The organism is Pseudomonas sp. LBUM1644 (assembly GCF_059716195.1).
Map to the genome: position 1 here is coordinate 608,220 of NZ_CP166812.1, position 12,248 is coordinate 620,467.

The 12,248-nt window shown below is 57.8% G+C and carries 8 protein-coding genes; 5 read left to right on the forward strand and 3 right to left on the reverse strand.

Features of this window, described 5'->3' with window-relative positions; all coding sequences use genetic code 11:
* The first annotated feature begins 9 nt into the window (after positions 1-9).
* Both ACA052_RS02755 and ACA052_RS02760 read left to right on the forward strand, forming a co-directional pair.
* On the forward strand, positions 10-318 hold the full coding sequence (locus ACA052_RS02755; RefSeq protein ID WP_497648296.1) for a PsiF family protein: 309 nt from the start codon (positions 10-12) through the stop codon (positions 316-318).
* A gap of 246 nt (positions 319-564) precedes the next feature.
* Positions 565-1,578: an AI-2E family transporter gene (locus ACA052_RS02760; RefSeq protein ID WP_497648297.1), complete on the forward strand. Its 1,014-nt coding sequence runs from the start codon at positions 565-567 to the stop codon at positions 1,576-1,578.
* 194 nt (positions 1,579-1,772) lie between these two features.
* Here ACA052_RS02760 and ACA052_RS02765 read toward each other — a convergent pair whose 3' ends face one another.
* Positions 1,773-3,047, reverse strand: coding sequence for an Hsp70 family protein (locus ACA052_RS02765; RefSeq protein WP_497648298.1), 1,275 nt, complete (start codon positions 3,045-3,047; stop codon positions 1,773-1,775).
* A gap of 296 nt (positions 3,048-3,343) precedes the next feature.
* Between ACA052_RS02765 and ACA052_RS02770 the strand changes: the two genes are divergently transcribed.
* Positions 3,344-4,291, forward strand: coding sequence for a DnaJ C-terminal domain-containing protein (locus tag ACA052_RS02770; RefSeq protein WP_497648299.1), 948 nt, complete (start codon positions 3,344-3,346; stop codon positions 4,289-4,291).
* A gap of 23 nt (positions 4,292-4,314) precedes the next feature.
* Positions 4,315-4,620: a chaperone modulator CbpM gene (locus tag ACA052_RS02775; RefSeq protein WP_497648300.1), complete on the forward strand. Its 306-nt coding sequence runs from the start codon at positions 4,315-4,317 to the stop codon at positions 4,618-4,620.
* Positions 4,621-4,683: 63 nt separating this feature from the next.
* On the opposite strand, the gene ACA052_RS02780 is transcribed toward ACA052_RS02775, so the two are convergent.
* Both ACA052_RS02780 and ACA052_RS02785 read right to left on the reverse strand, forming a co-directional pair.
* Complete coding sequence (locus ACA052_RS02780) at positions 4,684-5,538, reverse strand: RHS repeat-associated core domain-containing protein (protein ID WP_497648301.1); 855 nt, start codon at positions 5,536-5,538, stop codon at positions 4,684-4,686.
* 193 nt (positions 5,539-5,731) lie between these two features.
* Positions 5,732-6,862: a sensor histidine kinase gene (locus ACA052_RS02785; protein ID WP_497648302.1), complete on the reverse strand. Its 1,131-nt coding sequence runs from the start codon at positions 6,860-6,862 to the stop codon at positions 5,732-5,734.
* Between the two features lie 379 nt (positions 6,863-7,241).
* Between ACA052_RS02785 and ACA052_RS02790 the strand changes: the two genes are divergently transcribed.
* Positions 7,242-12,167: an NEL-type E3 ubiquitin ligase domain-containing protein gene (locus ACA052_RS02790; protein ID WP_497648303.1), complete on the forward strand. Its 4,926-nt coding sequence runs from the start codon at positions 7,242-7,244 to the stop codon at positions 12,165-12,167.
* Positions 12,168-12,248 lie beyond the last annotated feature (81 nt).

The following is a 12,248-nucleotide window of genomic DNA, read 5'->3' on the forward strand; positions in this document are numbered from 1 at the left end:
GAAAACTCCATGAAGATGTTGCGTGTCCCTTTGTTGATGATCGGTTTGCTGCTCTGCGCCCAGGGCTTCGCCGCCACTGCCCAACAGAACAAGATGACCACCTGCAATGCCGACGCTACCGCGAAAAGCCTCAAGGGCGACGAGCGCAAGACATTCATGAGTACCTGCCTCAAAGCGGCGCCGGCCGCTAACGATGCTGGTAAAGCCTTGACTCCACAGCAGGAAAAAATGAAAACCTGCAATGCCGACGCCGCCACCAAAGCCCTCAAGGGCGATGCGCGCAAGACGTTCATGAGTGATTGCCTGAAGACTAAGTAAACATCGGCCCGAATATGTGGGGGCTGTCAGGGCCTCTTCGCAAGCTAGCCCGCTCCCACATTAGATCGAGTTTCTCCAGATGGAATGCAGTCAAATGTGGGAGCGGGCTTGCTCGCGAAGAGGCCCGCAAGGACGCTGCAAAAACTGGCCAGAGCCCAGACTAAGGTCGCCCCACACAATCCCTAGTGCTGACATCGGAACGCTGGCAGACTGCCAATCCTTTTACGCCGTTCGTTTTGAGGCTGTATGCCAACGTTTTCTCAACGCCATGTTTTGCTGCTGATCAGCTGGGTCATCATTTTTGGTGGTTTGCTGCTGGTGATCCCGCTGCGTTTGCTGCCTAGCCTGCTGGCCGGGTTGTTGGTGTTCGAACTGGTCAACATGCTCACCCCGCAATTGCAGCGGTTGATCGAAGGCCGCCGCGCGCGTTGGCTGGCGGTGGCGCTATTGGGCACATTGGTGGTCAGCGTGCTGACGCTGATCTTTGCCGGTGCGATCAGCTTTTTGCTGCACGAAGCGGAAAACCCCGGCGCTTCCCTCGACAAATTCATGCACGTGGTCGACCGCGCCCGAGGACAGCTGCCGCCGTTCATCGACGCCTATCTACCGGCCAGTGCCGCTGAATTCCGTGTAGCGATCGGCGAATGGATGAGCAAACACCTCAGCGACTTGCAGCTCGTCGGCAAGGATGCGGCGCATATGTTCGTGACGCTGCTGATCGGCATGGTGCTGGGAGCGATCATTGCCTTGCAGCGCGTGCCGGACGTGACCAAGCGCAAGCCTCTGGCTGCCGCGCTGTTTGATCGTCTGCACCTGCTGGTCCAGGCGTTTCGCAACATCGTGTTTGCGCAGATCAAGATTTCCCTGCTCAACACCTTCTTCACCGCGATCTTCCTCGCGCTGATCCTGCCGATGTTCGGCATCAAGCTGCCACTGACCAAAACCCTGATCGTGCTGACCTTCCTGCTCGGCTTGTTACCGGTGATCGGCAACCTGATGTCGAACACGCTGATCACCATCGTCGGTTTGTCGCTGTCGATCTGGGTCGCGGTGGCGGCGCTGGGTTATCTGATTTTTATCCACAAGCTTGAATACTTCCTCAACGCGCGCATCGTCGGCGGGCAGATCAGTGCCAAGTCGTGGGAGTTGCTGCTGGCGATGCTGGTGTTCGAGGCCGCGTTCGGCCTGCCGGGGGTGGTGGCGGGGCCGATTTATTACGCGTACCTGAAGAGTGAGTTGAAGCTGGTGGGGATGGTCTAAACACCACCCCATTTCATTGTGGTGTGAAGATTTATTGTGGTGAGGGGATTTATTGTGGCGAGGGGATTTATCCCCGTTGGGCTGCGCAGCAGCCCTGAAACCTGCCATCACAGTACTTCAGGAACACCGTATTCGCCGGCAGGGGCTGCTTCGCAGCCCAACGGGGATAAATCCCCTCACCACAATGTTCCGGATCAATCCATCGTGCCGTAACGCTTCATTGCTTCGATTGCCAACCCGCTGCCGATGCTGCCAAAAATATTCCCCTCCACATGCCGCGCATTCGGCAACATCGCCGACACACTGTTGCGCAACGCCGGAATGCCGCTCGAACCACCGGTGAAGAACACCGTATCCACCTGATCGACCCGTACATTGGCGTCGTTCAGCATCTGGGTCACGCTGTTACGCACGCGCTCCAGCAGGTTGTCGATGGCCGATTCGAACAGCGCACGGCTCAGTTCCACGCTCAAGCCCGGCTCGATGCGGTCCAGCGGCACGTGGCGGCTGTCGGCGTGGGTCAGCTGGATCTTGGTTTCTTCCACTTCCATGGCCAGCCAGTGCCCGGCGCGCTGGTCGATCAGCTTGAACAGGCGATCGATGCCGCCGGTGTCTTCGATGTCGTAGCGCATGCTGCCCAGCGCCAGGGTCGACTTCTGCGAGTACACCGAGTTGATGGTGTGCCAGGTCGCCAGGTTCATGTGGTGGCTGGTGGGCATGTAGGCCCCGCTCTTCATGCGGCTGCCGTAGCCGAACAGCGGCATCACGCCTTGCAGGCTCAGCTGTTTGTCGAAATCGGTCCCGCCGATATGCACGCCGCCGGTGGCGAGGATGTCGTCGTGACGGTTGTCGTGCATGCGGCGCTCAGGCGACAGGCGCACCAGCGAGAAATCGGACGTACCACCGCCGATGTCGACGATCAGCACCAGCTCTTCTTTTTCGATGGTCGACTCATAGTCGAATGCCGCCGCAATCGGCTCGTACTGGAACGACACATCCTTGAAGCCGATGGCGCGGGCCACGTCCACCAGGGTATTTTCGGCTTCCTGGTCGGCCATTTCATCGTCGTCGACGAAGAACACCGGACGGCCCAGCACCACTTCCTCGAACTCTCGACCGGCGGCCGTCTCGGCGCGCTTTTTCAGCTGGCCGATAAACAGCCCGAGCAGGTCCTTGAACGGCATCGCGGTGCCCAAAACGCTGGTGTCGTGCTTGATCAGCTTGGAGCCCAGCAGGCTCTTGAGCGAGCGCATCAGCCGGCCTTCGTAGCCTTCCAGGTACTCGTGCAGCGCCAGCCGGCCGTACACCGGGCGGCGTTCTTCCATATTGAAGAAGACCACCGACGGCAGGGTGATCTTGTCGTCCTCCAGCGCGATCAGCGTTTCCATGCCGGGGCGCAGCCAGCCGACGGTGGAGTTGGACGTGCCGAAGTCGATACCACAGGCACGGGCTGGAGATGCGTTTTTCATGTCTTTCAAGTTCCGGTTAAAAAACGGCCGCGCAGTGTATGTCAGTGCGGCGCAGATTCGAAGGCCGACTATCCGCTAAATCTCAGCCAATAGCGCCTTGATAAGCAAGCCTGATGCCCCAAACTTGTCTGCATTGGGCCTGGCAGCCATTGGACGGTCGCAAGAACCGCCACTCGCTGCCGATAAACTTCTGATGCGCTACCCGGTCACAACCTTGAGATCGGTCAACCTCGCGGCTGCCAATGAGCGCATGCTGCCGGTAGTGGCGCGATTTGATAACGGATGGTGATCCTTAGATGGACTTCAAAGACTATTACAAGATTCTCGGTGTGGAACCGACCGCAGACGATAAGACGATCAAGGCCGCTTATCGCAAACTCGCGCGTAAGTACCACCCAGACGTCAGCAAGGAAAAGGACGCCGAGTCCAAATTCAAGGACGCCTCGGAAGCCTATGAAGCGCTGAAAAGCGCCGACAAGCGCGCCGAGTACGACGACTTGCGCAAATACGGCCAGCACGGCCAGCCGTTCCAGGGCCCGCCGGGTTGGCAGGGGCGTGGTGCCGGTGGTTTTGGCGGTGGTCAGGACACGGGCGATTTTTCGGACTTCTTCAGTTCGATCTTCGGCAACCGTGGTCCTGGTTTTGGTGGTGGAGAGTCGCGTCGCAGTGCCGGACGACGAGGGCAAGACGTGGAAATGGAATTAGGGATTTTTCTGGAAGAAACCCTCTCGAACGAATCGAAGAAGGTCACCTTCCAGGTGCCGCAGTACAACGCGGCCGGTCAGCATGTCAGCAACACCAGCAAAAGCCTGAACGTGAAGATCCCGGCCGGTGTGGCTGACGGCGAGCGCATCCGCCTCAAGGGCCAGGGCGCACCGGGTGTCGGTGGCGGGGCCAATGGCGACTTGTTCCTGATCATTCGCTTTGCGCCGCACCCCAAGTTCGACGTCGAAGGCGAGAACCTGATCATCACGTTGCCACTGGCTCCGTGGGAATTGGCGCTGGGCACCGAAGTGGCCGTGCCGACACTGACAGGCAAGATCAACCTCAAGGTGCCGGCCGGCAGCCAGAACGGCCAGCGCATGCGCGCCAAGGGCCACGGCCTGTTGAACAAGGCTGGCGAGCGTGGCTACCTGTTCGTGCAGCTCAAGGCTGTCATGCCCAAGGCCTCAAGCGATGAAGTGAAGGCGTTGTGGCAGGAATTGGCCGACAAAGCCGCGTTCAACCCGCGAGAAAATTTCTGATCCCAGAGACGGAGTAGCCCACCATGAGCAACCCCCTGATCGTTCAACTGGACCTGGCAGAATTCTGTGAGGCGACCGACCTGTCGGACGTCTACGTGATCGAAATCGTCGAACACGGCATCCTCGAACCTCAGGGCTCCGTGCCCAAGGATTGGCGCTTCAACGACTATGAGCTGGCGCTGGCCAAGCGCGCCGCCAAGTTGCGGCGCGACCTGGAGCTGGAATGGGAAGGCGTCGCCCTGGCGCTGGACCTGTTGGAAGAGGTCCAGCATCTGCGGGCGGAGAATCGGATGTTGAAGCAGCGGTTGGGGCGGTTGGTGGTGGAGTAACCAACCTTCTTGCAGGAGCATGGCTTTGTGGGCCGTTTCCTTAATGAGCCAATGTTCTAGTGCTTATGGGTTTGGCGGTGTGAGAGCATTTCGTATTTGAGACATGGTCATTCGTTCAACACTGCTTTGTGTGGGGTTGCCATCATTGTCGTAGCGCACGAAGTAGTGACGGGTGGTTCCATTTCGTAGCGTTCTTGTATGCGGGACGGGTGCAATTTCAGGTGTTGAAGTTTGGGGTTGGACGGGCAGCGGGTTAAACGTGCTTACGTTTGCCCCCCTTCCCGAGAGCGCTGATGGCCGAGGCATAAATTGGCCGGGTGGCGGTGGCGGCAGGTTCACTGATCCTGTTGTGGTGCTGTTCGAAGGTCGGTGAGAAGGAGACCGTTCATTTGGTATTGCTGGCAAGGGTCTTTGCTGAATATTTGCTAATGGCGTTTGAGATGACGAAGCCACAGGAGCTGTTACATAGATATTAGGTGTCGCGGCTGTTCGAGGAAGTTCGAGTGGAGGTGGAGAGGGTGACCTTCGGGAGAAAGAAAAAGTCGGAAATTTAATATGGCCCGTCGAATCTGAAGCATTCACCGGTTCCCCACCACAATACACATACGCATTTAACCCGCCCGCCCCAAACGGACTCCAACTGTCCGGGCTATGAAAACGCATCAATACCGGGTTGTAGACGCGGTATCCGTTGCCCAAAAAATACCAACCCTCTTTCGCTTCACGTAATTCGCCATTGAATCCAATGCGCGTCATCACATCCTGTTGAGCGGTCTGATGGCCGTAGGCTGAATAAGCCAGGCGATTGCTGTTGCCGGCAACGATTTCGGCGAATACCGAGTTTTTGTGATCAGCGGCCAACAGAACGGTGCGTTGCTGGCGTGAATTGCTGGGGGCATCGCCACCTGTGCGGGTCATGAAGAGTCCTTCCTTGTAAGCAGGTCTCCATTTTTTACACGCAATGTTCCTCGCCGGGAACTAGCAGATCTGATAGGGAATCGTCACCTGTAGGAGCTGCCGCAGGCTGCGATCTTTGGATCTTGCCGTTGAGGTTTGGCGGCGGACGAGTTGATGAAGATCCAGATCAAAAGATCGCAGCCTGCGGCAGCTCCTACAAGGAGCGGCGTGGTAGCACCACTGTAAACAATGTGCCGTCGGCTTCGTTGGAACTGACTTCGATTGTTCCTGCGTGGGCATTGACCACTTCCTTGACGATAAACAACCCCAGACCAAGACTGGTCGATGGCTGGCCCAGATCTTCATCGGCCCTGCGCACCAGTGGGTCGAAGATTGTGCCGATGGCATCCTCGGGTATCGGAGGCCCGTAGTTATGCACCGTCAGGCGAACAGCGTCCGGCTCGCCGGTGAGGGTGACCGTCACATCCCGTTTGTTCAAACCGTGCTGCAACGCATTGCCAATCAGATTTTGCAGCAGTTGACCCAGACGACCGGCATCCCAGACACCTCGCGTATCGCCTTCCACCTTAACCGTCGGATCGCACTCCGGGTTACCCGCACAGGCCTGGGCAATCGCCGCATGCGCCGCTTCGGCCAGGTCCATCGGTTCGGGTTCGATCGGCAGACTCTTGCCCAACCGGCTGCGAACCAACTCCAACAAGTCACTGACCATCACCGCCATGTGCCGCGCGCCACGCTTGATGTTATTCGCACAGGCCAGCGCATCGCCTTCCAGCGTGATTTTTCGCAGCAGCAATTCGGTGGACATGCTCACTGCCTGCAGCGGTGCCCGCAGGTCGTGCCCGAGAATTGCCAAAAAGATGTCCCGCGAATGATTGACCTGCTCGGCGTAGGCCGCCGTGGATTCGGCGAGGGCTTCATCGATGGCTTCATTGAAGCGGATCATGTCCTGGAAGTAGTCCAGGTCTGGCGATGCCAGGCTGTTGACCCACAGGCGAATCACACACGCGCGCAGGTGGCGGAATTCGCTGGTCATCTGCACCAGGTCAAAACCCACGGTGTGCCGCAGCTCGCCATGACTGGCGCCGGCCTCATCCAGCGTCGAGCTCTTCTCCGGGCCTTCACCCTTGGCCTTGGCGAGTTGTTCGCTGCCGGTCTGTGGGGTGGTCATGTCTTTGGCGGCCGCTAACAGAATCGCCTTGGCGTGGTCGCGCAGTGCGGCGCCATCCATGTTATCGGCGGCCGGGGTAATGGTTCGTGCGAACTGTTCCCATTCATCGACGATATCGTCCACGTGTTGCCTGATGAATTCGGGTAGGCGCATGACAGGTTTCCTGGCTGGAGGGTTTTGGCAGCTTAGTCTCTTTCATGGCCGGCTAAAAACTACCATTGACGGACAGGATCAGCGGTTGGCGGAATCAGGGTGGTATTTAGTTATTTTTCAGGTTCTAAAGTTGGATCCTGTTTTGCGTTTTCTCGGGTGGGGGTTAGCAGTTTTTTGATCTTTTGTTTTTGCTGCATTTGCATAGGCTGGGTGTTCAGATCAGCACGTATGGATACTTGCGAAAATGAATGGAATTCAGCCAATTATTGCGTCGGAGAGCCCTCCGGCAGAAGACAGTCATCAAAACATCTACCTGAGCTATCTCCAGGATAAAGTCCCCGCCCCGATTAAAACTGCACCCGTTTCAAGACTTGGGGCAATGATCGATTTAGAGCCAGTTCTTCCTGAGTGGTACCTCAATGCTTCGGCGATCGATCGCCAGTATTTGAACGACCTTATCAGTGAACGCTTGCGATTGCAGGATACCCTGGACAAGACCTTGGGCGATTTGCAAAAGGACATCAACGCCTTCGCCGAGCCCTTGTTGGTCAAGGCCCTGAAAGAAACCTTGAAGCTGGAACTGGACGTCAACCAAACGACAGTGCGGTTGTACGTTCCCGCCAAACTGGGTTTCGGCATCGATACGAATGCCAGTCGACTCAGGCAATCCACGCTGCTGGAAGCAGCGCCGCATAACTTTGAACAGCCTGAAACCCTACAAGGCACGTTCCGCGAGGGTTCTGGCGTCTTTACCAAGGATGCCGAAGGAGAGCTGCAGCGCCATGCACTGACGGTTGAGCAGTTTGCGTCGCTGTGCCGGACCCTGGATATCGGCAAGCACTATCAACAACACATCAAGACCCTGCTGGATCCTGCGGATGCCGCTAAAAGGAAACAACTTGAGCAGCAGGCTACGGACAGTGAAAGGGCGGTATTCAGTGAAAGCGCGATGATTGCGTATCTGAAAAAAGACATTACGTCTTACGGATACAGCAAGTTGCAGCAGGTGCGGGATAACGAGGCAGACATTCGGTTTAATAATCGTCCCCTGCACAGTCATCGTTTGTCGCTGATGGGCTTCAAGTTGACCGGCATCATTTTATTTAGTGGTGTGGCGGACCCCTCGCAAATCAAAAAAATATATGACGGTTTGGTGCCGGAGCATCAGCGAGCGATGTTGGAGTGGTCACAGCGCCTGCCTGTTGTACCTGGGAAGGAGTTTGAACAATTCAAGTTGCTCAAGGCTTTTTTTGCCAATGGCCCCACCGCTATGGCTGAAGAAATCCTCGGTAGGGAAGACATTCAGCAACAAAGTCGTCTCGAAGGGAAATTGATTGCCTACGTCCCGGACGACCCCGATCATCCTCTGAAAGAATATGACTCGTTCACTGACTTCATGAAGGCGCTGACGAGGCAGTTGCGCTCTGTGGATTATCAAAAATTCTTCAGCCGGTTCGTGGCGCAAAAGGACCAGGGACGCTTTTTTGCTCGGGTCAACGAGCGCTTCACCACCTTCACCTGGCAGCAGCGAGAGCCGCTGGACATGGGGCCGTGGTGGCGGGAAACGGCCATCGAGAATCCGGATGCGCAACCGATCACCAACCTGATTGCCGACGATCTCTGGGGGCAGCAATGTCGCTGGCGGCGAGCCAAGGCCATTGCCGATGCACGACACATCGCCGTGCCCACCGGGGATGAAGATGCCAGCACCCGCTGGAACCGCCTCACCAGCTATCTGGACATCGGCTGGAACGTCTTCAATTTCGGCGCAATGCTGGTGCCCGGCCTGGGCGAAGCCATGCTGGGGATCATGGTCGGGCAAATGCTGTTCGAAACCATGGAGGGCCTGGAGGACTGGAGCAAGGGTGACAAGGAAGAAGCCTCTGCCCATCTTACCGGCGTGCTGATCAATTTCGCCCAACTGGCGATCATGGCCGCAGGGCACGTCATTCCCGCAGGTGCGGCTGCGTCAATCAAGCCTTCAGCCTTTATCGACCAGATGAAACAGGTCGAACTGCCCAACGGCAAGACCCGCCTGTGGAATCCGGATCTGCGCCCTTACGCGCACAAGGTTGAGCTACCCAAGGGTTCGACACCCAACGAGTGGGGGCTCCATCAGCGCAATGGGCAGGATTTCTTGCCACTGGACGGCAAACATTTCGAGGTGAAAAACGATCCGCAGACCGGCCAGCCGCGACTCCGCCATCCCGGTCGCGCGGGGGCTTACCAGCCGAAACTGGAGCACAACGGCGCGGGTGCCTGGCTCACCGAACTTGATCGTCCGATCGAGTGGGACAAGACCCTTCTGATGAAACGCCTGGGGCACACGGTTGACGGTTTTGATGAGATCACGCTGGAGCAGATCCGCATCACCAGCGGCGTCGATGAAGATCTGTTGCGTCGGTTGCAGGTCGAGCACGAGCGGCCACCGGCGCTGTTGCTTGATACGATCCAGCGCTTCAGGGCGTGGGCCGATGCCGGGAAATTGTCCGAGCAAATACTGGCCAACGAAGTTCCGGATGAGCTGGTGGATTTTCTGCCGCCGTTGCTGACGGAGTTGCCACGATGGCCGGAGCACAAGGGCATCGAAGTGTTCCAAGGGTCGGAACCGTGGGGCAGTTCGATGACCTACGGCGCCCTGGAGCCCTCGGCGGGCGACGCCATCAAGTTGACTCGCGCCGAGGTCAAGGCCGGGAAACTGCCGGGGATGGTGTTGAAGTCCCTCGACGAAACCGAGATCCGTGAACTGCTGGGCCAAGGCATCGCCGATGATGAACACGCGCGGATCGAAGCACTGCAGGGCCGGCTGGCCATGCTTGCGCAAAAACAACAGAAACGATTGTGCGATGTGCTCTACAAGGGACGGCAACGCCCCGGCAGCACTCAAGTGCTCAAGCTTCAGGAGGCTTTCAAGCTGCTCCCCACCGCTGTGGTCGAGGAATTGCTCGCCCATGCGACACCCGCGGACCTGTTGAAACTGACCGAGAAAAAAACCATCGCTTTGACGCTCAAGGAATACGCCCGGGCGGCCGAGCTGGAGGTGCGTTTGAACCTGGCGTTCGAGAAGCTGTTTCGGGGTGAACTGGACGATCCTGACACTGAGAAACTGCTGTCGTGCCTGCTGCAAATCCTGCCAGACCTTGAGCGAGCGTCGTTGACTTCGAACGTCGCTCAGGGAGCAACGCTGGTGCGGGCCTTTCAGCGGGCGCCAGCAGTGCGCGACCGGCTGCGGCCGCTCCTGGCAGCGGAGCCGGTGCGCAAGCCCGCCTATGATCCGGCCACCATGCGCCTGCGTGGCGGCATGCAGGGCTATCCGCAGCTATTGCCTGACTGGGACGCCCTGCATCGGCGCGCCAGCTCACTCTATAGAGCCATGTCCGAAGAGCAGGTCGACGAGCTTCTGGGCGGGTTCGGCCATCAGGCCGGTGAGCGTCTGGGTCAGCTTGAGGCCGAGTTCGATGAGCTCAATCGCACGTTTCAACGCTGGGTGAACTCTCCCACGGAGCGATTTCGTTTCAGCCCGGAAGGGGTCAGGGAGGTCAACTCCCGGGACCAGGTTTACAAGGCAATCAGACAGTGCTGGCAACGCACCGGCCCAGAGGGGCTCACGGTGGCGGATATTGCCCATGCGCAGGCGCTTGATCTGGATAATTTGCCGATAGGCCAGCACTTGGGGACCATGCCCCAACTGAAGGCCAATTTCGACCACGTCACCTCGTTGACCGCGCGCAATGCCGGGTTGGGCACTTTCCAGGGGCACTTTCTTAGAAACTTTCCACGCTTGCGAGCGCTCGACCTGTCGGGAAACCAGTTGAGGAGTTTCCCCCAAGCGATCAGTGAGATGAAGTTTCTTCGGTCCCTGGAGCTACACAACAACTCTATTGAGCTGACACCGGAGGGCGCCGCGCGTTTGCGGACCATGAGCAGGCTGGAGTTGTTGGGCTTGAGCAACAACCCGCTGCACCTGGCACCCGATATCAGCCGCATGCGAGGTTTGGTTCTTGTGTTGCTGGACAACACGGAAATTGACCGTTGGCCTACTGGACTGTTCACCCAGTCACGCCCACGCAATTTCGTCCTGGATCTTCGTAACAATGCCCTCCGGCAGATTCCGGACATCGCGCCGGGTTCCTATCGCGCCGAGTTGCTTGCGCGCACGTTGTTGAGTCGGGAGCGCTTGCCTGAAGTGGTGCAAAGCCGACTCGAACAGTACATCGAATCGGTAGGGCTGGATCCTGAGCGTCCGTACCCACCGAGAAGTACGCTCGACAGATCGTTTTGGTCCGAGGGAGTACACGGGGTGCAATGGCAAGGCCTGGTGGAAACCTGGAACGCCGTTGAAGGCGAGATCGGCTCCACGCCATTTTTCAACGAGATCAGGCAGCTCACCACGTCGGATCACTTCAGGATCAACAAGGCCTTCAAGGCCGATATGACCGCCAAGCTCTGGCGCATGCTCGAAGCCATGGCGAAAAACAGCGAATTGCGCGAAAAACTCTTCACCATGGCCAGAGCCACGACCGACTGCGTCGATGGCGGGGCGCAGCTGTTCAATTCGATGGGCGTAGAGGTGTTGATCCACGAGGCCTATGAACTGGCCAGTCCGAGTCTGGCGGAAGCGGAACTGGTGACGTTGGCCAAAGGCAAATCCCGACTGGATCAATTGACCAGAATTGCCCACCAACGCATCGCTGAGCGTCTGGCGAAAGGCGAACAATTCAGACGCGTCGATGCCAATGGCGACATCACGGGCACCATCGACGAAGTCGAGGTTCATCTGGGCTATATGACGGATTTGGCTGAGCGGCTGGACCTGCCTTGGCAGTCCCGCGATCTGCAATTTCGCAACATGACAGGTGTTACGCAGGAAATGATCGACGATGCCGGAAGGCTCGTGCTGAAACTCGAAGAGGGTGATCTGTTGCGCGATTCGATCAGTGAACAGCCGTTCTGGGCGTCCTACCTCCAGGGTTCCAATCAGCAGGCATTCAAGGCTTTCAGGCGGCGGATGGATGCGACGACGGAGTTCTATTTCGCACTGGATGAGCGTGCCACCGAGACCAGTTTTTCAGTAGCGGAAAAAGCCCGGTTAAAAGAGGAGATCAGGGTGCTTGCCGCCGAGTTGGGCAAGCCGGAAAGCGAGATTGCGCCAGGGTATGTCATGACCGATGAGCAATACGGCGTTGAGCTGACAATGATCGACGAGGAGGCGAAGACGCTACTCAAGACCCTCACCCAGCAGGCAATGGATCGGGCAAAGTTGCAAAGCGTGGAGACTCCTTTCACCGTTGAACAGAGCAACTGATTGACCTGAAAAACACTACCCCCGCACGACCAACACCGTGCACTGTAGGAGCGAGCTTGCTCGCGATGGTCGTTAACGAAA

Coding starts and splice junctions, on each gene's coding strand:
- ACA052_RS02755 (WP_497648296.1), top strand. CDS start 10: ATGAAGATGTTGCGTGTCCCTTTGTTGATGATCGGTTTGCTGCTCTGC.
- ACA052_RS02760 (WP_497648297.1), top strand. CDS start 565: ATGCCAACGTTTTCTCAACGCCATGTTTTGCTGCTGATCAGCTGGGTC.
- ACA052_RS02765 (WP_497648298.1), bottom strand. CDS start 3,047: ATGAAAAACGCATCTCCAGCCCGTGCCTGTGGTATCGACTTCGGCACG.
- ACA052_RS02770 (WP_497648299.1), top strand. CDS start 3,344: ATGGACTTCAAAGACTATTACAAGATTCTCGGTGTGGAACCGACCGCA.
- ACA052_RS02775 (WP_497648300.1), top strand. CDS start 4,315: ATGAGCAACCCCCTGATCGTTCAACTGGACCTGGCAGAATTCTGTGAG.
- ACA052_RS02780 (WP_497648301.1), bottom strand. CDS start 5,538: ATGACCCGCACAGGTGGCGATGCCCCCAGCAATTCACGCCAGCAACGC.
- ACA052_RS02785 (WP_497648302.1), bottom strand. CDS start 6,862: ATGCGCCTACCCGAATTCATCAGGCAACACGTGGACGATATCGTCGAT.
- ACA052_RS02790 (WP_497648303.1), top strand. CDS start 7,242: ATGATCGATTTAGAGCCAGTTCTTCCTGAGTGGTACCTCAATGCTTCG.